The sequence below is a fragment of the Streptomyces sp. NPDC048504 genome (assembly GCF_043200035.1).
Taxonomy (GTDB): Bacteria; Actinomycetota; Actinomycetes; order Streptomycetales; family Streptomycetaceae; genus Streptomyces.
The window spans coordinates 421,793-442,977 of sequence record NZ_JBICXA010000001.1; the positions used below are offsets into that span (position 1 = coordinate 421,793).

The window sequence follows — 21,185 nt, forward strand, 5'->3', positions numbered from 1 at the left end:
GTGTCCGGAGCGCAAGCCCCGGCCGCGATGGAGGAACGCCTCGTGCGGTACACGAAGGAACACAAGCAGGAGACAAGGCAGCGGATCGTCGAGACGGCCGGTCGCCGGCTCAAGCGGGACGGCATCGACGGCTCCGGAGTGGCCACGCTCATGAAGGACGCGGGCCTGACCAACGGCACCTTCTACGCCTACTTCTCCTCCAAGGACGACCTCGTCGCCACCGCGGTCGCCGACCAGATGCGCGCACAGCACGAGAGCATCGTCGCGCAGGCGGCACCCGGCCGCGCCGGACTCGAACAGTTGATTCACTGGTACTTCTCCACCGAGCAGCGCGACAACGTCGAGGACGGCTGCCCCAACGCCGCCCTGCTCGACGAGATCGGACGCTCCACCGATCCCACCAGGCAGGCGTACACCGACGGCGCGCTGGTCCTCATCGACGGCTTCGCCGCCCGCCTGGCACCCCACGATCCGCCGTCGGCACGCCTGAAGTCACTCAGCCTCCTCGGCATGATGGCCGGGACGCTTCAGCTCTCCCGCGCCCTGACCGACCGGCAACTCGCCGACCAACTCCTCGAACAGGGCATCCACAACGCCCTCGCACTCCTGGATGCCGAGCAGCACGGCTGAGACGCCAACCGCGTATCGATCACGGGGCCGGCCGGCTCGAACAGGGAACAGGGTTCGTCGGGTCCCTCGACAACCGCATCCGCTTCGCCGGCGGGGTCGCCACCGCTCCGGCAGACGAGATCGGCGCCGACCGCACCGACCTCCGGGGCCGTCCCGGAAACCCGTTCAACGACATCGCGGAGAGCGACACCCGCGAGCGAACTCCTGCACACCCTCCGGCTGCACCCACCACCCCACCCACACCGCCTGACAAACCCCGGCGATACCGGTCCTTACGGGCCTGTATGCCCAAATTGCCCCATGGAGGCACCACATGTCTGAGCGCACTGCGGTTGAACTGAGCCCGGAAGCAATCCAGTTCGCGGAATGGCTGGCCACAGGGGCGAATCCGCCGTCCGAGCTGGACGCGGCGCGCATCCAGGCGGAGCAGGTCCATCTCGCGGCCCGGGAGCCGGAAGGGGTCACCTACCGTGAGGTGGACGCGGGTGGCGTGCTGGGAATCTGGTGCGAACCGGTCGATGCCGACACCGACCACGTTCTCCTGCACGGTCACGCCGGGGGCTCCGTTCTGTCGTCGGCGTTCGTCGACCGGAAGCTCGCCGGCCATATCGCCAAGGCCGCCGGGGCCCCCGTGCTGGTGCTGGACTTCCGGCGGGCACCGGAACACAAGTACCCGGCTCAGGTGGACGACGCGGAGGCGGCCTTCAACTGGCTGCTCTCCGAAGGATATGAGCCGGGAAACATCATCACGATCGGCCACTCGATCGGCGGGTTCATCGCGGTCGCCCTGGCGCTTCGCCTCCGCGACAAGAAGCAGCCGCTGCCCGGAGCCATCGTGTCGATCTCCCCCTGGTGCGACCTCGAGATCGCCAACGAGACCATCACGGCCAACGCCGGGACGGACAAGATCCTCGGCAAGGGTCTGCTGGAGTTCTTCCGTGACGCCTGGATCGGCGGCACGGGCATCGAGTTCACGGACACCCGGATCAATCTGAACCGGGCGGACCTGAGCGGTCTTCCCCCGACCCTCGTCTCCTGGGGAACGTACGAGGTCCTGGCCGGCGAGGACGAGGAGTTCGCCGCCCGCGTCAAGGACGCCGGAATCGACACGGCGACCGTGGTGGTCCCCGGAGGCCAGCACTCCTACGTCTACGGCGCCGGCCGGATTCCGGAGACCGACGCAGCCATCGCACGGATCGGCGCATGGGTCCGGGAGAAGACGAAGATCTGACCGAGCGGTAGAGGCTCGGCTTCCACGACACCGTGGACGCCTTCTTCGCGTGGGTCGCCCTTAATATTATGTTCGTCAGGCCATCGATTAGGGTGGAGTGCGTCGCAATGGCCTCGCGAAGCGAATGGAGGAACCCTGTGGCGCGCTACGCCAAGGAGCACAAGCAGGTGACGCGGCAACGGATCATCGAGACGGCCGGCCGTCGGTTCAAGCAAGACGGCATCGACGGTTCGGGCATCTCCACGCTGATGTCGGACGCCGGGCTCACCAACGGGGCTTTCTACGCTCACTTCGCGTCCAAGGACGACCTCGTCGCCCATGTCGTGGCCGACGAACTGCGCACGCAGGTCACGAGCTACGGCACTCTGCGGCCCGGCCGCCCGGGACTTGAGGACCTCGTGCGCGAATATCTGTCGGCTGAGCACCGGGACCACCCCGGCGTCGGATGCCCCTCCGCCGCCCTGCTCGACGAGATCGGCCGCTGCGGGGACGGGACCAAGCAGGCCTACACCGACGGCGCGCGGGACATCCTGGACGAGGTCGCCGCCCGCCTGGCACCTGAGGATCCGCAGTCCGCCCGCGGCAAGGCCATCGGGCTCTTCACCATGTTGGTGGGGGCGTTGCAACTGTCCCGCGCCCTCTCCGACCGCAAGTTCGCCGATGAGGTCCTTGAGCGGGGAATCGAGAACGCCCTCGCGTTCATGCGCTGAGGGAGGCGGCCGAACCCGCGTGCCCATGGAACGCACCGGCCGGCACCGCGAGGCCCTTCTTACGCCCGGGCGGTGCACCAGCCGGCCCCATGCCGCGTCAATTCCTCGCCGATAGTTCCCGCGTCCGCCGCGAGTGCGGCGCCCTTGCGAGGGGCGGGTCGACTTGCGGGCCACCGGTCGGCCGCTTAGGATTACGAGCATAATTTAATTGGCGGAGCGTCGCGGAAGGTTCTGCCGGCGGAGGTAAACGTCGGGCGCGCCCCACTCGCGATCGTCATCCAGGGTGCTCGCCCCTTCAGTAATGGTCGCGAGCAAAAGCCCCGACTGAGGCCCGTCGCCCCAAAGAGCGTGTACTACCAAAAATCACCAACCACCCAGCGAAGTCCGGAATGAACAGCACCCCGTCCGCTTGCGGGCGAGATGAGGAGCCGACGATGAGGGCCTTCACGGTAGAGCGCTACGGCGGCAAGGCCGGCGTGCGTGTCGGCGATGTGCCGGACCCGGAGGTGGGCGCGGAGGACGTGCTGGTCCGGATCCACGCCGCGAGCATCAACCCGCTCGACCGCATGATCCGGGACGGGGAGATGAAGGTGGTCCTGCCGTACAAGGTGCCGTTCGTCCTGGGCAGCGACCTGGCCGGGGTGGTGGTCGAAGTGGGTGCGGCCGTTACGCGGTTCGCGGTGGGCGACGAGGTCTTCGCGCGGCCCGACAAGGACCGGATCGGCACGTTCGCCGAACTCATCGCGGTGCACCAGGACGACGTGGCGACCAAGCCGGCCACGCTGACCATGGAGGAGGCGGCCTCCCTTCCCCTGGTCGCCCTGACCTCGTGGCAGGTGCTGGTCGAGCGGGCGCGCATTCAGCCGGGCCAGAAGGTCCTCGTCCACGCGGGTTCCGGCGGTCTGGGCACCATCGCCATCCAGCTGGCGAAGGAGCTGGGTGCGCACGTGGCGACCACCACGAGCACGGCCAACGTCGAGCTGGTGAAGCGCCTGGGCGCGGACGTCGTCGTCGACTACAAGAAGCAGGCGTTCGAGACGGTGCTGCACGACTATGACGTCGTCCTGGACTCGCTCGGCGGCGAGACGCTGAAGAAGTCCCTGGACGTACTCAAGCCCGGCGGGAAGGTCATCAGCGTCGCGGGCCCTCCCGACGCCGCTTTCGCCAGGGAGCTGGGAGCCAATCCGTTCGTCCGGCTGGCGATGTCCGCGCTGAGTTTCCGCATCCGGCGAAGCGCCCGGCGCCGCGACGTGACGTACTCGTTCCTGTTCATGAAGGCCAGCGGGGACCAGCTGCGCGGACTCACCCGTCTCATCGACGCAGGCAGGATCCGACCCGTCGTCGACACGGTGTTCCCGTTCGAGTCGATCCGAGAAGCGCTGGAGTACGTCGAAGCAGGGCGTGCGAAGGCCGGCAAGGTCGTCGTCAAGATGACGTGAGGGAACGGGACTGCCGCTCAGCCGGGGCACGGGCCCGATCCACCGGCGCGCAGTCGCCGTCGGCTGACGGGAACGAGGTTGGGCGCAACTGTCCCCAGGAGACTCCGGAGGCGCCTCCGACCTGCGCTTAGAACACGCGGAGCCGGTCGACGGGCTTGGCCGTGCTGGAGTGACGGGGGGAGCGACCGCAAGCCCTACAAGAGCGATTTATCCGACGAATGCTGGGCGCTGATCGAGCCGGTGACCACTGCGTGGACGGCGAAGCACCCGTCCGTCAGCGGCCGGCAGGGCAACTACGAGATGCGAGAGATCGTCAACGCGCTCCTCTACCGGTCCCGGACCGGCTGCCCATGGGACTACCTGCCCCACGGCCTGCCACCGCCCGGCGCGGTGAAGTACTACTTCTGCACATGGCGCGACGACGGCACCGACGAGGTCATCCATGACCCGCTGCGCTGGCAGGTGCGTGAGAGCCGGGGACGTTTGGCCGACCCGAGTCTGGTGGTGCTCGACACCCGGAGTCTGCATGCCGCCGCGTGCGTACCCGCGGCCACGACCGGGCGGGACGCCGCCGGGAAGGTGCCGGGTCGCCAGCGGGGGCCGGCCGTTGACGTGCTGGCCTGGTGATCGCCGTGGTGGTGCGGCCGCTTCCGTGCATGACAACGCCTTCGGTACCGCATTGCTGGACAAGGCCGCCGCGGGGACCTCCACGGTGACGAAGGCGCTGGTGGACCAGGGGTTCAAGAAGACCGTGGTCGACCACGGCGCCGGCCTGGGCATCGCGGTGGAGGTCGTCGAGCGCGACCCGGCCGACCACGGCTTGGTCCCGCAGCCGATCCGCTGGAGAGTCGAGCAGACCAACGGGATCCTGATGCTGCGCCGCAGGCTGGTCCGCGACCACGAACACCGCCCGGCCAGCTCCGAGTCCCGGGTGTACTGGGCGACAGGCGATGTGATGACCCGTCGACCGACCGGCACCTCCACCCCGTCCTGGCGCGGCGCGTGAGCGCCGGCCCACAGCAGCCCCTCGGTGCCCTGCTGGCACGTCTGGAGGTCCGCGAGCGGCAGATCGCTGTGGAAGCGGAGGCCGCTCACGAGCAGATCCAGCAGCTGACCGCGCTGCTGGACGGACTCGCCCGGGCCGCCGAGCACATCACGATCACCCGCAAGACGCTCCTGGAACTGCCCGACGAAACGCCCCCGGCACCGGCCACACCGAAGCCGGCCCTGCCCGGCGGCCCCGCCTGCCAGCAGATCATGGCCGTGTTCGCCGAAGCCGACGCTCCGCTACGGGCGAGGAACGTGTGCGAGGCGATGGACCTGGACCTCGTGCCCAACAACATCAACAAGGTCCGCATCAAACTGAAGCGCCTGACCGGGCGCGGAATCCGCGATGAGACCGAGCAGGGACTTGTTCACAGGCCACGACCGTAACCGCCCGGCAAACCCACCACCGGCCCCCTCACGTTGTTCTGCCGGCCCGCCGAGAAAATCCGTTGCGAGTGCCCGGCATCGGATGTCTGATTGATCGGCCACCGATCACGGGATGGAACATGAGTACGCCGCTGCCCACCCCCTCGTTGCACACCGCTCGCCTGCGACTGCGTGCCTTCGAAGACGCGGACGCGAACGACCTGTTCGCGCTGCAGAGCAACGCCTACGTGCTGCGCTACTGGGACGATCCACCGTGGACCGAACGTGCGCGCGCCGAGAAGTTCATCGCCCGTTGCCGAGAGATGGAAAAGGAAGGCACCGGGGCGCGGCTGGCCGTGGATCGTGTCTCCGACGGCGCGTTCATCGGCTGGTGCACCCTGAACAGGTGGAATCCGGACTTCCGCAGTGCGTCGCTGGGCTACTGCTTCGACGATGCGGCGTGGGGCCACGGTTATGCGACCGAGGCCGCGCGCGCTTTGCTGCGGTGGGCATTCGACACGCTGGACCTGAATCGCGTCCAGGCTGAGGCCGATACCCGCAACGCGGCTTCTGCCCGTGTGCTGGAGAAGCTCGGCTTCGTGCGTGAGGGGACGTTGCGGGAAGACTGCGTTGTCAACGGCGAGGTCTCCGACTCGTGGGTCTACGGGCTGCTCAGGCGGGAGTGGCGGCCGTCGTCCGAGCCGGCTCCCGCCCGCTGAGTCCCATCGCCCGGCACCCGGTATCGCCCCCACGCCCCGAACCACTGATCACTGCACCTCATCCAAACGCAACGACGAACCGGGCAAAGGCTCACATCCCGCCCACTCGGGCCACCCTCGACGACGCCGTTGCCCTTGGCCTGGGCGTCGACTCACTTGAAAAACGGATAGCCGGGTCGGTCACGCTCGGCAGGACCGGGGGCCCGGATTCACGTGATCGAACCGCTGATGATCAAAGACTGCCCAATTGCTTCTTTTGTGCTGCTCGGATCCGCGACGCTGGGAGCGGCTCCCGCGCACGCCGACGCTTCCGGCGTCACCGATCAGTCATCAACCACTGTGGAAACCAGCGCTGTTGACGACCCGACGACAGCGAGCGCGGACGGGGGTCAGCTTTTCCTGGCCTCCGACGAGCAGTACGTCCAGACCTTCGGAGTGGCCAAGGCCGCTCAAGACGGGCTCACTTACGAAGCTGTCGCCCAATCCGATTCCGTGGCGGATTCCGCCGTGGCCGACGACACGGACAAGTCCGTCTCCCAGGCGGACTCCGCGGACGTGGCGGCCGGCGCTGCGACAGTCGATGACGCCGCGACCAGTCACTGGAGCGTGGTGAAGCTCGTGGCCCATGACAAGGCCATCAAGGCGGCGGTGAACGAGCATCCCGAACACGGGAGCACGAAGACCCGCAAGGTGTACGGCGCTGTGCTCTACGACACCCTCGGGATCGTTCTCGCCCGGGTCAAGGTCATCGCGCAGTACCACTGGGAGACCAAGGACCACAAGTACAAGCTCGCCGACACGGATGACGAGACCGGTGTGATCACGGCCTATTGCGAGGGTGTCAACAAGTGCCCCGACGCGTTGCACCGGGTATGACGGAGCATTCGATGACGTGGGACGAGACGGCCCTCTCCGGTCTGCAGGCGCAGTTGGCGCACGAAATGCTCGGCCGCGCCACGGCGTTCGCCCTCGGACCGGAGGCCCGGCTCGTCCGCGGGGTGGTGACGTCCCCTCAACGAGGCGATGTCGGCCGCGTCGTCGTATGGGACGGACAACGGCTGGACAGCTCGGTCGCCTTCGACCTGCCGCTCACGGACCTGCACGGCGGGAACATCCCCTCGGGGGACCTCGCGGCTGCCCTCCGTAGCGCACTGGCCGACTGCTCCGAACGCGAGGTCGAGCAGGCGCCGCGTGATGCCTTCGGGATTCCCGTGCTCGACGGGTCCACCGCCGTCCACACCTTCATGGCGCGGCCACGCTTCCACCTGACGGACGCGCTGCACGCCGCAGCCGCGGGCTTCGCCGCCCTCCCGGCACCGGACGAGCCCGCAGAACTACGGCTGCGGGGGTTCCTCCTTCTCGATGAGGCGACGTGCCGTCTGTACCTGGACACGCCCGAGTCGGAGGACGCGCCGCCGTTTGGTGTCGACCTTCCTCTGCGAGACGAGGACGGCTCAGTCGTCGTCGGCGTGACGGCAGCGCACGCCGCGCTGCCGGCCCTTGTGTCGGGAGAGTTGGAACGCCTACGGAAGGACGTCCACGACCCTTACTGCCGTGCCGTCTACGACTTGGTGGACTGGCTCTGTCCCGCAGGCATCGTGGGTCTGAAGCTCCCTTTGCCAGGCGACCCCGCAGGTCCAATTGCAAGGAGTCCCTTCCGACGCCGTTCTCGTGACGATCATCCTGGTACGCCTCGCGATCGTGGACCGACGTTCGTCAGCGCACATTGAGGCACACGGAGGGCACGCCGCCCTCGAATTGGACTAGACAACAAAGAACCCCCGGGCCGTCAGCCAGGGGACTTCAATAAGAGCGGGTGACGAGAATCGAACTCGCACTCTCAGCTTGGGAAACGACGGCGCTTGCGCGGTCGCATGGCAGCTGACCTGCGCAGATGCGTTCGGGGCTGGCAGGCGTGACGGCGTGTTGGCACCGCTGTTGACCGTGGGTTTCCGCTCTGAAGGGCACGCTATGGGCACGGCCGTTGGAGCCGTACGCCTCGGAGCGATTGGTTGACCTCGCAAGCGGGCAACTACACGGGCGTCGCGGCCGAACGGGATACGTAATTACGGATGTGTATGCCGCGCTGAAAGCCGATCGTGGTGGCAGGGGCAGCGGGGCCGACGCCCGTGGCGCTTACCGCGGGCGCCGCTTCGGTGGCGTCGGGCCCGGGATGACGTCGAGGTCCATGTGCTCCTTGAACAGGTGGACCAGGTTGGCGCCGTCGAGGAGTTCGAGCCTCCCGTGCTCGTTGGCGAACCCCTCGCTCGCTCGGCCGAACCATGAGGTCGTCACCAGGATGCCCTTGGCCGCACGCTTGTGTTCCACGACGCCGGCGAGAGCGGAGACGGTCTCGAACGGCACCACGTTCTTGGTGCGTTTGGCCTGGATGATGCACAGCCCTTTCATGACCGGGTCCGTGTTCATCGCGACCGCGTCCACACCTTCGTCCTTCGACGGCTGTGTGTTCACGCTGTCCAGGCCGATGGCCTCGAACAGTTGCCGGATGAGGTGCTCGAACTCTGTGGGGGTCAGGTCCATCAGTACGGGGCGGCTGTCCAGGCCGGCCACGACGTCCAGGCTGTCCATGAGGCGGAACTTGGACAGGTCGAACGTGACCAACGGCCTTACCGGCTCCAATTCGTACGGGTTGGGCGAGATCAGTGAACGCAGCCGCTTCAGGCAGGCCCGCGGGTCCACCTGCGTCAGGACCAGCTCACCGAACTCGGCCCGATCAGCCTGGAGCGTGATCAGGCACGGATGGACGTTGCGCCCCGTGGCGCGGTCGATCGTGGCCACATGCCCGTTCAAGGCGACGGACTGGACTACGCCTTCGGTGTCGGCGGCGAAGAGTTCGTGGACGGTACGCAGGGCCGTCTGGGCCAGGATTGACGCGTAGAGTTCCTTGCGCTCCTTGTCCGGCTTCGGGACGGCTGTGATCTCGTCACGGGTCTTCACGTACCGGTACGCACGGGCCGCAGGCACCACGTCTTCCAGTGGTAGGTCGATCTCGATCAGCAAGTCACCGGTGTCCGCACGAAACGAGACCTGGTGGCTCCTCGGGAAACCGTGCGGATACACGGAGGCTGCCAGGACCTGGTCGGCGAACCATTCGACAGCGTCGACATCCCTGTCCTGGTATGCGTTATGGCGCCCCTCAAGAGTGGCGTTCCACGCCTCGACCCGGGCAGCTTCCTCCCGGTTTTCCTTCTCGTGCTGTGCGCGGGCCTTCTGCAGCTTCTCCGCGCGCTTCTTCTCGTCGCGCGCGTGGTCTCGCAGCGCCCTGTCGAACTGCTTGCGAGCGGCTTCGACCTCCGCGTCGTACCCTTTTCGTCCGAATCCGAGAGCACCCAGCAGCCCCCGTGGCGGCTGCGGCTCGTACTCCTCCCACCTGGGCAAGGGCGCGGCTTTGGCACGGCCCTTGGGCGGTACGAACGGCGCGGGAGTGAACTGCTGCCTCAACCGCTCGAACGTCAGCGGATGCCCGTCCAAGACGGACGTACGCAGCAGCCGGGAAAGCTGCTCGGCATCGTGCTCGGCCACGCTCGTACGGTCGACAGCCTCTTGGGCGCGGGCTGCTTCGTACGCCAGCTTCTCTTCGCGAGCCTTCCGCTTGGCCTCGGCCTCGGCGGCCTTCCGGGCCTTCTCCCGCTCTCTGGCCTGCCTCGCGAGTTCCCGCGCGTAAGGATCGTTCCCGCCCGCCACTGTTTGCCCCCAGCTCAGTGATTGATCGTCAGTTCGCAACGTTCCGCAGTATCCCGTACCAGGTCGATGGCGTCAGCAGGCACTTGCCGAAGGTGCCTTCTGGCGTGCACTGCCCGGCCACTCCACGGCTGAACCGTCCGGCGGCTCCCGATCGCGGTGGAGACAGTGCTGGATCAGCGTGCGGTGGCCCGGAGGACGAAGGCCGCCATGAAGAGCGAGAGCCCGGCCCCGTGACGAGTGGTGGTGAGCGAGCCGGGTCGTTTGACCGCCTGGCCGACGATGACGGTCTCCGCGCTGGTGACGCTGAGTCCGGCCTGGTCGTGGGTGATGAATCGGTAGAAACTCTCCGGTGTGGGGATCCAGACGGCGATGTGGTGGTGGCGAGGGCTCGGTGCATGGAGGGGTGGGCCGCCAGGGAGCGTCCGACGGCGTCGAGGCGGTCCGGGGCGACGTGCATCATGATGTTGCGTTGATGGTGAGCCCGAGCCGTTTCGGGTCGATGACGACGTGGGTGAGCAACTGGCTGCCCGTGGTCGGGCGGGTGATGCGGCGTCGGAGGGTGGAGTCGGGGTAGCTGGTGCGAGCGGCCCGAGGCCGAGGCGCGTGCGTCGTCGCGCAGTTCCGCCAGGATGGCGTGGTCGGCCTCGTCCAACTCGGTTGCGGTGACGGCCTCTTGTAGGGCCGCCGGTTCCGCCGCGGTCAGGACGTCGTGGCGCCAGTCGGTCGCTTCCGAGAAGACGTGGGGCACTGTGGAGGCGGTCACCGAGGTGACCGCCCGGGGAGAGGGGAGCCGACGGAACACCAGGGCGTCGCGGGAGCCGGGCTCGGTCCAGGAGATGGCGTGTATCTCGTCGCCGGATGCGGAGAGGTCGATGAAGGGGGTGTCGTCGAGTGCGGCCAGTACGGCGGTGATGGCGTCGGGTTTGCCCCGCAGCAGCACACCGGTCGAGTCCGGGCCACGCCTGCACTGCAACGACGTCTTAGGCGGGCATGTCGACGGTCAGCCCGGCTGCTTGGGCGGCATCGGCCAGTCGTTTGTCGTACGTGACGAATGAGGTGAGCTGGGAGCGGATGCGGAGAGCCGTTGCCAGGTGGATGGCGTCCAGACTCCGTACGGTCGTCGGTTTCACGGTCTGGGCCAAGATGCGAATGCCGGCATCCAGCTCCACCAACTCGATCAGGTCGAGGACCGGGTGGAGCCGGGCGACGGCTTCCGGGGCGTAGCGTGCCAGGGCTCGCGATGACTCGATCTCCGCCAGAACCGAACTCGTCCATCCGGTCTCCGCCCGTTCGTCGAGCCAGTTGCGCAATGCCTGCGACTCGGATTCGGCGTGGACGAGTTTCACGACGGCGGCTGAGTCGAGATAGATCATCAGCGCTCGTCCTCGCGGCCGCGGGCGATCTCCGCGGCGATGTCGATGCCGTCCGGTTCGCCGAGTGGCATACGTAGGACCGCGCGACGCATCGCGGCAGCCCGCTCTTTGCGTAGAGCGGCTTCGAGTACGGCTTGGCGGATGGCCGCCGAGCGTGAACTGCCGTCATGAGTGAGAACATCGAGAGCGTGCTCGGTCTCCGAGTCGCTGCGGATCGTGATGGTGTCAGCCATGCAATCAATGTAAGACAACATGTCTTACGCGGCAAGGTCCAGGCTCGCGCCCCCTCCGTGGTATGGAAATCGCCAGCCGGTCCGGCGGAGGGCACGGCAGGCTGAGGGCTTTCATCGGGGACTGCCGCGGTGGGTGCCATGAAACAGCAGGTCAGTGGCGCGTTTCGGCGACCGGGGTGGTGAGTGGGTGGCCCTCGGCAAGCAACTCGTGCCCTCCGCGTGCCCAATCTCAGGGACCCTCGTGTGCTAGAAAATGCGACAGAGGGCCTCCCACGAAGGAGCCCCAGGCCGCTGACCTGGGGCTTCAATAAGAGCGGGTGACGAGAATCGAACTCGCACTCTCAGCTTGGGAAGCTGATGTTCTACCACTAAACTACACCCGCGAAAAACGCCGGTTGAACCGGTGTCGGAACGCTCCGTCACTGTACCGCATGTCAGGTCCCCGGCGCTGAAGCCGTGGGGCTGCGGCTGCGTTCCGTAGGGCGGACGGGGCTGCGGCGGGCCGGAGTTGGGGCGTACGGTGGAGGCGTGGAAGAGGGTCTGGGTGGGACCGGAGTGCCGCCTGGAGAGTCGTTCCTTTCATCCCGTAATGTGGCATTTGGCGTCCGGCGAGCAGCAGTCGGGCGCGGCTCTTGGGGAAGGGACTCATGGACTTGATGGAGCGCACCGTCGTCCGATGTGCCGATGGGCACGTGTTCAGTACCGCTTCGTTCCCGATGCAGCAGGCGGAGCGGCTCGGCCCCGGCCGGCTCGTGAGGTGTCCACGGTGTGCCAGGCTCCGCAGTGTGGTGCTGGTGACCTTGGAGAAGCAGTAGAAGTAGCAGTAGAAGTAGCAGTAGAAGTTGCCGCGGATACAGCACTGGTAGCAGCAGTACCGCGGTAGTCGCAGGCGCGCGGGTCCGTCCGATTGTGGTCGGTCCGCGCGTCTTGCGTATCCTCGGGGCGTGCTTCTCTCAGACAAGGACATCCGGGCCGAGATCGACGCCGGGCGGGTCCGGATCGATCCCTACGACGAATCCATGGTGCAGCCGTCGAGTGTCGACGTGCGCCTCGACCGCTACTTCCGGGTGTTCGAGAACCACCGCTACCCCCACATCGACCCGTCCGTCGAACAGGCGGATCTGACGCGGCTGGTGGAGCCGGAGGGCGACGAGCCGTTCATCCTCCACCCCGGCGAGTTCGTGCTCGCCTCGACCTACGAGGTCGTGACCCTCCCCGACGATCTCGCCTCGCGCCTCGAAGGGAAGTCCTCCCTCGGCCGGCTCGGGCTCGTCACGCACTCCACCGCCGGGTTCATCGACCCCGGGTTCTCCGGCCACGTGACGCTGGAGCTGTCGAATCTCGCGACCCTTCCGATCAAGCTCTGGCCGGGCATGAAGATCGGCCAGCTGTGCATGTTCCAGCTCAGCTCGTCGGCCGAGTTCCCCTACGGCAGCGAGCGCTACGGTTCCCGCTACCAGGGCCAGCGCGGCCCGACCGCCTCCCGTTCCTTCCTCAACTTCCACCGGACGCAGGTGTGACCGTGGCCGGTGTGCGGGAGAACCTGACCTACGAGGCGTTCGGCGTCGCCGTGCGCGAACTCGCGCAGACCATCGCCGACGACGGCTACGAGCCCGACGTCGTCCTCAGCATCGCCCGCGGCGGAGTCTTCGTCGCCGGCGGCCTCGCCTACGCCCTCGACTGCAAGAACATCAGCCTTGTGAACGTCGAGTTCTACACGGGCGTGGGCACCACCCTCGAAATGCCCGTCATGCTCGCGCCCGTCCCGAATGTGATCGACTTCTCCGACAAGAAGGTCCTGATCACCGACGACGTCGCAGACACCGGCAAGACCCTCAAACTGGTCCGCGACTTCTGCCTCGACACCGTCGCCGAGGTCCGCAGCGCGGTCGTCTACGAGAAGTCGCAGTCGCTGGTGAAGTGCGAGTACGTGTGGAAGCGCACCGACGAGTGGATCAACTTCCCGTGGTCCGTCGAACCCCCGGTCGTGCGTCGCACCGGCCAGGTGCTCGACGGCTGAGCGGTGGCGGTGGTATCTCCTACGACGACGAAGGGCTCCCGGTGCGCACCGGGAGCCCTTCGTCGTCGTAGCGGAAGAGAAGAACTGTCGTAGCGGAGAGCCTCTAGAACGTGCCCAGTTTCACGATCGACAGCAGGGCGATGAGCTGGATCGCCGACGCGCCCAGGGCCTTCGGCCAGGGGAGGTCGTGGGAGCGGCTGACCATCATCGTGAGGAGGGCGCCGGCCGCCACCCAGGTGGCCCAGCCGAGGGCCTGGACGAAGGTCGCGTTGCCGCCGAAGAACATGGCGAAGACCAGGCGGGGGGCGTCCGTGAGGGACATGATCAGCATGGAGAGGCCGACCGTGGGCTGCCAGGCCCCGTCGCCGCCGAGCTGGCGGGCCAGGGTGTGGGTGACCACGCCCAGGACGAAGGACGAGAGCACCATTGCCACGGCCGTGATCAGGACGATCGGGACAGCGTTCGCCAGGGTGGCGCTTATCGCGTCCGCGCGGGCGCCGTCGAAACCGAAGACCGCGAGCAGGCCGTAGAGGAACGTCACGATCAGGGCGGGGCCCCACATCGTGTAGTCCCGCATCTGGAGGAAGGTCTGCTGGGGGGCGAGGACGATGCCTCTCAGCAGGTCCTTCCAGTGCAGGCGGGGGCCGACCGGGCCGGTGGGCGCCTGGGCCGAGCCCGCGCGGTACGTACCGCCCTGGGTGTACGGGTCCTCCCCTACGGCGAAGGCCTGGGTGCTGCCCGGGTTGTTCGCCGCGTACGGGTCCGGGGTGCCCGGGTGGGCGCCCTGTCCGTACCCGCCGCCGTCGCCGAAGTACTCCGGCTCGTCGCCGTAGGCGCCGTTGCCGCCGTTCCCCTGGGACCACTGCCGGCCGCCGCCCGCAGGGCTTCCGTACTGCGGTTGCTGCTGCGGGTACGGCTGCGGTGCCGCGGGATAGCCGTACGGCTGTCCCTGCGGCGCCGGGGGCGCCTGCTGCCCGTACGGAGGTTGTTGAGGGCGCGCTTGCGGGGCCCTGCCGTCCCGGCCGCCGCGTCCGATCCTGAATCCAGCCACGTCATCGAACGTACCTGGTTCCACGGAGACGCGTGTCGGGCCGGGGGTTTCGGACGGGGCTTTGCTGCCGAGCTGTGACATCCCCTAAGGGGAGCCCGGTGGGAGCCCTGAGGGGGTGACAGGGGCCGGGCCCGTGCCGGCCGTGGTGGTCGGTCGGCACGGGCCCGGCGGAGAAGAAGTGCAGGCCGGGGCGGGTCCTAGTCGGCGAAGAGGGAGCCGAACTGGGCCGTGCCCGAGGTGGAGACGCCCACCGAGGTCACGGAGAGGGCGCGGGACCCGGTCGTACCAATCTTCGTGCCGGTGGAGGGCAGGTAGGTCACCGCTCCGTCGCCGCCGTCCTCGGCCTGGCCGATGATCAGGTCCGCCTTGCCGTCGCCGTTGACGTCGTCGAGCTTGACGTCCTCGCCGAACAGGTCGTTCTTCTCGTCCGTGCCGGGGACACCCGCCGTGCTCTGGGCGAAGGACTGGAGGCCGGTGGAGGTGTTGATGCCGCTCGCGGAGCCGTACATGACGGTGACCATGCCGGCGTTGGAGACGCTGCCGAGGTCCTCCGCCGGGGTGGAGACCACGAGGTCCTGGTAGCCGTCGCCGTTGACGTCACCCAGGTCCAGGTCCCAGCCGAAGCCGTCGCCCTTCTCCGAACTGCCGGGCACGTTCCCGGTGTTCTGGGTGATGCCGGTGGTCGACGCCGGGCCGGACGCGGAACCGTAGGTGATGCTGGCCTTGCCGCCGTTCGCGGCGTCGGGGATGGTCTGGCCGCTGCTGGTGGTCGCGTCCCAGTCGGCGCCGGTGACGATGTCGCCGTAGCCGTCGCCGTTGATGTCGCCGATGCCGGTGACGATGCCGGGCTTGAGGGTCTTGACGCCCGTGACGCTCAGGCCGGTCGCGCTGCCGGGCAGGTAGTAGTTGGTGTTCCAGCCGTTGTCGGTCTGCGTCTCGTAGCCGTCGACCACCAGGTCGGTACGGCCGTCGCCGTTCACGTCACCGGCGGTGAGCTGCTCCGGGCCGTACGGGAAGCCCGAACTGCCGGGCTGGATCGGGGGCTTGACGGTGTAACGGCCGCCGGGGCTGCCGGTGGAGCTGCTGAAACCGCCCTTGTAGACATAGAGGGTGGCGGCCGAACTGCCCACCGCCAGGTCCGCCTTGCCGTCGCCGTCGAAGTCGCCGGCCGCCAGGGACAGGCCCCAGTAGTCGTGCGAGGAGACGGCCGGGTCCGGTACGTCGCTGCTCTTGCCGGTGAGGCCGCTCGCCGAGCCCCACAGGATCGCGAGGGCGCCGCCGTCGGTGTCGGTGCCGACCTTTTCGCTCGGCGAGCCCACGGCGAGGTCGTCGTACCCGTCGCCGTTGAAGTCGGCGTACGCCGTCGCGCCGCCGAACCAGTCGCCGGCCTCGGCGGTGCCGGGCACGGTGCCGGAGTTCTGGCTTATGACCGAGCGCTTGGCCGAGGTCACGCCGGTGGCGCTGCCGTACAGCGCGACTATCTGGCCGGCGTTGGCGTGGCCGCTGACGTAGGCGCCGGGGGCCGAGGCCACGACGTCGCCGTAGCCGTCGCCGTTGAAGTCGGCCTTCGCGACCTTGAACGAGTCGGCGGCGGTGGCCGTCGTCGCCGAGAGCGTGAGCAGACCGCCCGTGAGAGCGGCCGCGGCGGCCGTCGCGAGGGCGAGGCGCAAGTGCGGGTGGTGCTTCTGGTGCATGCGGGGTTCTCCTGCGGCATGCGGGGGATGCGTGGCGGGCATCCGCGTCGATGGGGTGCGGACCATCCGTGTTTGCCGGGCGTTGTCCCTGGCTTCACGGGTGGTTGGCGATCAGGAGACCTGTGGTGGTGCGTAAAGGTTGTACGTGGCTTCGGAGGTGGGCGGGGTTCTTGGGGCGGGTGCGGCGATGACAACTGCTGGGGTTCGACTTGCCGCCCTGAGCTGACACTTGCGGACGTTGTGAGGTGACCGTTGGGCCGCCCGCGTCTTGGTCAGTGTCGGGATTGCGGGAGCCGAGTAAAGGGCGCTCCCTGCGGTCGCGTCGGCTACGCCGATTGCGCTGCGCTTCACCCTTGACTCGTCTCCCGCAATCCCGTTGGAGAAGCGAGCGGGCGGCCCAGGGGGATGGGTGGCCAGGGAGCCATCCCCTTGCCTGAACTGTGCTGCCGGCCGGTGCGTGGGGGCGCGTTCGCGTCTCGCCAGCACGCCGCCTCGGCTCAGCGGCCAGCGGTGGGTGGGTGGTTGCGGGAAGCCGGGGGTAAAACTAACCACCGTCGCAACTCTTGACCGGTTAGAAATGACCCCGGCTTCCAGAGGGGGCCGGGTCGGGGGCGGGGGTGGCGCGTTGGCGTCTCGCCCGCACGCCGGGTCGGCTTGGCGCCTGTCGGCCGGTGGGGGCTTGCTGCGCGAGACGCCAACAGGTCAAGGGGCAGGGGGCGAGGAGGGGTGCTGGGGAGTTCGTGGCCGGAGGCGAGGGGTGAGTAGTGGGGGGGCGGTTCTGGGGCACGGGCGTGTATCGGGACTTGGGGCCGGGGTGGGGGGGGCGCGCTCGTGTCTCGCTTGTATGTCGGACAGCTTGGGTGATTGGCAGTTCTGGCCGTGGGCGTGGGTGCTGGCCTGGGTGGTGACCGCCCTCGTCTGCCAATTGGCACTCCCCGGGCGGCATCCGGTCCGTAGAAATATGGCATCCGTAGGAATGTGACAGTCGAGAGGGTGGTGTCACACTTCTCCGGCCCACCCACCCTCGGCCCCCTGCCCTGGTCCTGGCCTGGCCCTGGCATCTTTGGAGGCTGGGGTCTTTTCTAACCGGTCAAAGGTAGCGAAGGTGGTTAGATTTACCACCGGCTTCCAGCAACCACCCACCCACCGCTGGCCGCTGAGCCCGCCCGGCGTGCAGGCGAGACGCGAACGCGCCCCTCCGCACCGGCCACCAACGCAGTACAGGCGAGGGGGTTCCTACCTGGCCACCCGTTCCTTCGGGCCGCTCGCTCGCTTCTGAAACGGGCTGGAGCGGCCCTAGTCAAGGGTGGCCCGCAGGGCCATCGCCGCAGGCGACGCGACCGCAGGGAGCGCCCTTTACTCGGGCCGTGGAAGCCCGACACTGGCCAAGAAGCGAGTGGCCCAACGGCTGCGTACCAAGCCGCGTCCGCTTTCCCTGCGTCGTGTCTTACGACGTGCAGACGTCCTTGAGTTCGCTCGCCGCCGCGTCGATCTTGCTGGAGTCGGGGTTCGTGTCGCCGTTCAGGATGGCCTTGTTGTAGTCGGAGATCGCCTTGTTGAGGTTGTCGACCGCCTTGTCGACCTTGGTGTTGTCCGAGTTGACGTCGATCTTGGCGATGGATTCGTCGTCGTGGATCGCCCTGAGGCTGTCGGAGATCGTGTTCCAGTTCTTCAGACAGTTCAGGGAGTTGGAGGCGTCGGAGGCGTCGGAGGCGTCGGAGGGGTCGGTTGGGTCGCAGGCCGTCAGTAGTCCGGCAGTGAGGGCTATGGCCGCGGCTGTGGTGGCGAGGGTGGCCGTACGGCGGATGCGGATGCGGATGCGGTGGCGGTTCGTGGGCATGGAAGTCCTTCGGGGTGAGTTCTGCCTGGGGGAGGGGGCTGCGGGGGGCATCGGGTCGGGGTCAGGCCCAGGGCTCTTCCAGTCGCGCCTTGGCGGTCTGCTCGCGGCGGCCCGCTAGCAGACCGCCCGCCGCGCCCAGGGAGACCAGACCCATCCCGGCCGCCGTCGCGATGCCCTTGACGCCGTCCATCGAGAGGTAGCAGAACGCGGCCACACCCCCGTTGAAGAGGAACAGGAACCACAGCGTCGACCGCTTCGACAGGAACGCCTTGATCTTCGGCTTCTTCGCGATGCGCGAGCCGGCCAGGAGGGAGACGGCGATACCGGCGTAGGTGGCGGCGTTCTTCGCCGTACCGTCCAGCACCGCCCCGGAGGCCGTGCTCGCGGCGAGGCCGCCGACGAAGAACGACCACAGCAGCAGGTTGGCGACGAACGACTTCACGGTGGCGAGCAGCGACTTCACGGGATTTCCTTCGGCGGGGATCGGAGGAGAGAGGGTGTTGTCTCTGGCCTCTACGATTCCGTCGCGGACTCGCCGTCACGAGGGACCGTTCTCCCGGATGCATGGTGTAGCGCGCTACACCACGGGCCGGGACCGGGGGACGGTACGACGATGCCCCGCACCCCTTCAGCGAGGGGGCGGGGCATCGTCGTAGGAGACTGGCTGGTTACTTCACCGGCTGGGGCTCCGGGGCGTTCTCCGGTTCCGAGGCGCCTGCCGGGGGTTCGTCGTCCGACGGCTTCTTGACCGAGTCCAGGAGGAGCTGGGCCACGTCGACCACCTGGATCGATTCCTTGGCCTTGCCATCGTTCTTCTTGCCGTTGACCGAGTCGGTCAGCATCACGAGGCAGAAGGGGCAGGCCGTGGACACGATGTCCGGGTTCAGGGAGAGGGCCTCGTCTACGCGCTCGTTGTTGACGCGCTTGCCGATGCGCTCTTCCATCCACATGCGCGCGCCGCCGGCTCCGCAGCAGAAGCCGCGTTCCTTGTGGCGGTGCATCTCCTCGTTGCGCAGGCCGGGGACGCTGGCGATGATCTCGCGCGGGGGCGTGTAGATCTTGTTGTGGCGGCCCAGGTAGCAGGGGTCGTGGTAGGTGATCAGACCTTCCACCGGCGTCACCGGGATCAACTTGCCCTCGTCCACCAGGTGTTGGAGCAGCTGGGTGTGGTGGATGACCTCGTAGTCGCCGCCGAGCTGCGGGTACTCGTTGCCGATGGTGTTCAGGCAGTGCGGGCACGTCGCGACGATCTTCTTCGCCGACTTGGGCTTTGCCGACTCCGCCACGACCTTGCCGTCGTCGTCCAGCTCCTCGCCGAACGCCATGTTCAGGGCCATGACGTTCTCCATGCCGAGCTCCTGGAACAGGGGCTCGTTGCCGAGCCTCCGCGCCGAGTCGCCCGTGCACTTCTCGTCGCCGCCCATGATCGCGAACTTGACGCCCGCGATGTGGAGGAGTTCCGCGAAGGCCTTCGTCGTCTTCTTGGCGCGGTCCTCCAGGGCGCCGGCGCAGCCGACCCAGTACAGGTACTCGACCTCGGACAGGTCCTCGATGTCCTGGCCGACGACCGGGACCTCGAACTCGACCTCCTTGAGCCACTCCAGGCGCTGCTTCTTCGCCAGGCCCCAGGGGTTGCCCTTCTTCTCCAGGTTCTTGAGCATCGTCCCGGCCTCGGACGGGAACGCGCTCTCGATCATCACCTGGTAGCGGCGCATGTCGACAATGTGGTCGACGTGCTCGATGTCCACCGGGCACTGCTCCACGCAGGCGCCGCAGGTGGTGCAGGACCACAGGACGTCCGGGTCGATGACGCCGTTCTCTTCGAAGGTGCCGATCAGCGGGCGTTCCGCCTCCGCGAGAGCCGCCGCGGGGACGTCCTTCAACTGCTCCTCAGTCGCCTTCTCCTCGCCCTCCATCGACTTGCCGCCGCCCGCCAGCAGATATGGGGCCTTGGCGTGCGCGTGATCGCGGAGGGACATGATCAGGAGCTTCGGGGAGAGCGGCTTGCCCGTGTTCCACGCCGGGCACTGCGACTGGCAGCGGCCGCACTCCGTGCACGTGGAGAAGTCCAGCAGGCCCTTCCAGGAGAACTGCTCTACCTGGGAGACGCCGAAGACGTCGTCGTCGCCCGGGTCGGTGAAGTCGATCGGCTTGCCGCCCGACGTCATCGGGAGCAGGGCGCCGAGGGAGGTCTCGCCGGTCGCGTTCCGCTTGAACCAGATGTTCGGGAACGCCAGGAAACGGTGCCAGGCCACGCCCATGTCCGTCTTCAGGGCGACCGTGATCATCCAGATGAAGGAGGTCGCGATCTTCACGCCGGCGAAGAGGTAGGTGAGGTTCTGGAGCGTGGAGACGTCCAGGTGCCGCAGGGCCGACACCACGGGGTACGAGATGAAGAAGGACGCCTCGTAGGCGTCGACGTGGTGCTGGGCTCCCTCAAGGGCGTGCAGCATGAAGATGCAGACGCCGACGATGAGGATGACGGCCTCGACGAAGTACGCCTGGCCGAAGTTCGAGCCGGCGAAGCGGGACTTGCGGCCCGGGCGGTTCGGCTTGCTCAGCTGGCGGATCACGATCAGGGCGAGGATGCCGAGGACCGTCATCGTGCCGATGAACTCGACGAAGACGTTGTACGGCGCCCATTCGCCGATGACCGGCAGCAGCCAGTCGGCCTGGAAGAGCTGGCCAATGGCGTTGACGATCGTCAGCAGCAGCGAGAAGAAGCCCACCGCCACGAACCAGTGTGCGACGCCGACGACACCCCAGCGGTTCATCCGGGTGTGGCCGAGGAACTCCTTGGCCACGGTGACGGTGCGCTGCACGGGCTCGTCGGTGCGGGTGCCCGCTGGCACGTTCTGGCCGAGTCGCATGAAGGTGTAGATCTGCAGGACGGCGCGGGCGAACAGCGCCACACCGACCACGATCAGAACCAGCGACACGATGATCGCGGCGAGTTGCATTTCAGGGCTCCTCGGGCCTGCGAGGGGTCATGGCACTACCGCTCAGCACATTACTAAGCGGTAACTTAATCGGTTCGACCGAGACTACCCCTATCTTGCGTCGCACTGTAGCCAGCCGTGCGGTGATGTGTGTCGCTGAGGGTCGCCTAAAAAGGCCTGCTCCGGGC

At 67.7% G+C, this 21,185-nt stretch carries 18 protein-coding genes, 1 tRNA gene and 1 pseudogene; 11 read left to right on the plus strand and 9 right to left on the minus strand.

The window, feature by feature from the left end; translation table 11 throughout:
- The first annotated feature begins 27 nt into the window (after positions 1–27).
- The 9 genes and pseudogenes from ACGFY9_RS01970 to ACGFY9_RS02010 all read left to right on the plus strand — a co-directional run bounded on the left by ACGFY9_RS01970 (position 28) and on the right by ACGFY9_RS02010 (position 7,872).
- Positions 28–630 (plus strand): TetR/AcrR family transcriptional regulator, encoded by a 603-nt coding sequence (locus ACGFY9_RS01970; RefSeq protein WP_393751763.1) that lies wholly within the window; start codon positions 28–30, stop codon positions 628–630.
- Between the two features lie 313 nt (positions 631–943).
- A complete protein-coding gene (locus ACGFY9_RS01975; protein WP_393750975.1) occupies positions 944–1,861 on the plus strand; it encodes an alpha/beta hydrolase in 918 nt (305 codons plus the stop codon).
- 137 nt (positions 1,862–1,998) lie between these two features.
- Positions 1,999–2,571 (plus strand): TetR/AcrR family transcriptional regulator, encoded by a 573-nt coding sequence (locus ACGFY9_RS01980; RefSeq protein WP_393750977.1) that lies wholly within the window; start codon positions 1,999–2,001, stop codon positions 2,569–2,571.
- 434 nt (positions 2,572–3,005) lie between these two features.
- On the plus strand, positions 3,006–4,010 hold the full coding sequence (locus ACGFY9_RS01985) for an NADP-dependent oxidoreductase (RefSeq protein WP_393750979.1): 1,005 nt from the start codon (positions 3,006–3,008) through the stop codon (positions 4,008–4,010).
- Between the two features lie 228 nt (positions 4,011–4,238).
- Positions 4,239–5,016: pseudogene (locus ACGFY9_RS01990) on the plus strand (IS5 family transposase).
- Entirely contained in the window at positions 5,013–5,444 is a 432-nt protein-coding gene (locus ACGFY9_RS01995) for a hypothetical protein (RefSeq protein WP_393750981.1), read from the plus strand. Before ACGFY9_RS01990 ends, ACGFY9_RS01995 begins: the two are co-directional and overlap by 4 nt.
- A gap of 119 nt (positions 5,445–5,563) precedes the next feature.
- Positions 5,564–6,142: a GNAT family N-acetyltransferase gene (locus ACGFY9_RS02000; protein ID WP_393750983.1), complete on the plus strand. Its 579-nt coding sequence runs from the start codon at positions 5,564–5,566 to the stop codon at positions 6,140–6,142.
- Positions 6,143–6,355: 213 nt separating this feature from the next.
- Positions 6,356–7,018: a hypothetical protein gene (locus ACGFY9_RS02005; RefSeq protein ID WP_393750985.1), complete on the plus strand. Its 663-nt coding sequence runs from the start codon at positions 6,356–6,358 to the stop codon at positions 7,016–7,018.
- A gap of 11 nt (positions 7,019–7,029) precedes the next feature.
- Positions 7,030–7,872 (plus strand): hypothetical protein, encoded by an 843-nt coding sequence (locus ACGFY9_RS02010; RefSeq protein WP_393750987.1) that lies wholly within the window; start codon positions 7,030–7,032, stop codon positions 7,870–7,872.
- A 406-nt stretch (positions 7,873–8,278) separates the two neighbouring features.
- Here ACGFY9_RS02010 and ACGFY9_RS02015 read toward each other — a convergent pair whose 3' ends face one another.
- The 4 genes from ACGFY9_RS02015 to ACGFY9_RS02030 all read right to left on the minus strand — a co-directional run bounded on the left by ACGFY9_RS02015 (position 8,279) and on the right by ACGFY9_RS02030 (position 11,836).
- On the minus strand, positions 8,279–9,685 hold the full coding sequence (locus ACGFY9_RS02015) for a restriction endonuclease (RefSeq protein ID WP_393750989.1): 1,407 nt from the start codon (positions 9,683–9,685) through the stop codon (positions 8,279–8,281).
- A 1,142-nt stretch (positions 9,686–10,827) separates the two neighbouring features.
- Positions 10,828–11,220, minus strand: a complete 393-nt coding sequence (locus tag ACGFY9_RS02020; protein ID WP_200679579.1) for a type II toxin-antitoxin system VapC family toxin — start codon at positions 11,218–11,220, stop codon at positions 10,828–10,830.
- Positions 11,220–11,453 carry a hypothetical protein gene (locus tag ACGFY9_RS02025; RefSeq protein ID WP_381245451.1) on the minus strand — a complete coding sequence of 78 codons (234 nt, stop codon included), beginning with the start codon at positions 11,451–11,453 and terminating at the stop codon, positions 11,220–11,222. The genes ACGFY9_RS02020 and ACGFY9_RS02025 overlap by 1 nt, the downstream gene beginning before the upstream one ends.
- Before the next feature lie 312 nt (positions 11,454–11,765).
- Positions 11,766–11,836: transfer RNA gene (locus ACGFY9_RS02030), tRNA-Gly, on the minus strand.
- A gap of 561 nt (positions 11,837–12,397) precedes the next feature.
- Here ACGFY9_RS02030 and dcd point away from each other — a divergent pair.
- Entirely contained in the window at positions 12,398–12,973 is a 576-nt protein-coding gene (gene dcd / locus ACGFY9_RS02035; protein ID WP_393750991.1) for a dCTP deaminase, read from the plus strand.
- 2 nt (positions 12,974–12,975) lie between these two features.
- Positions 12,976–13,473: a phosphoribosyltransferase gene (locus ACGFY9_RS02040; protein ID WP_393750993.1), complete on the plus strand. Its 498-nt coding sequence runs from the start codon at positions 12,976–12,978 to the stop codon at positions 13,471–13,473.
- Positions 13,474–13,576: 103 nt separating this feature from the next.
- Here ACGFY9_RS02040 and ACGFY9_RS02045 read toward each other — a convergent pair whose 3' ends face one another.
- From ACGFY9_RS02045 to ACGFY9_RS02065, 5 genes are all read right to left on the minus strand, one after another.
- Positions 13,577–14,605, minus strand: coding sequence for a Yip1 family protein (locus ACGFY9_RS02045; protein WP_393750995.1), 1,029 nt, complete (start codon positions 14,603–14,605; stop codon positions 13,577–13,579).
- Positions 14,606–14,721: 116 nt separating this feature from the next.
- Positions 14,722–16,218 carry an FG-GAP and VCBS repeat-containing protein gene (locus tag ACGFY9_RS02050; protein ID WP_393750997.1) on the minus strand — a complete coding sequence of 499 codons (1,497 nt, stop codon included), beginning with the start codon at positions 16,216–16,218 and terminating at the stop codon, positions 14,722–14,724.
- A 1,447-nt stretch (positions 16,219–17,665) separates the two neighbouring features.
- Entirely contained in the window at positions 17,666–18,058 is a 393-nt protein-coding gene (locus ACGFY9_RS02055; protein ID WP_393750999.1) for a hypothetical protein, read from the minus strand.
- 61 nt (positions 18,059–18,119) lie between these two features.
- Positions 18,120–18,521 carry a hypothetical protein gene (locus ACGFY9_RS02060; protein WP_393751001.1) on the minus strand — a complete coding sequence of 134 codons (402 nt, stop codon included), beginning with the start codon at positions 18,519–18,521 and terminating at the stop codon, positions 18,120–18,122.
- Between the two features lie 205 nt (positions 18,522–18,726).
- A complete protein-coding gene (locus ACGFY9_RS02065; RefSeq protein ID WP_393751002.1) occupies positions 18,727–21,018 on the minus strand; it encodes a (Fe-S)-binding protein in 2,292 nt (763 codons plus the stop codon).
- Between the last annotated feature and the right edge of the window lie 167 nt (positions 21,019–21,185).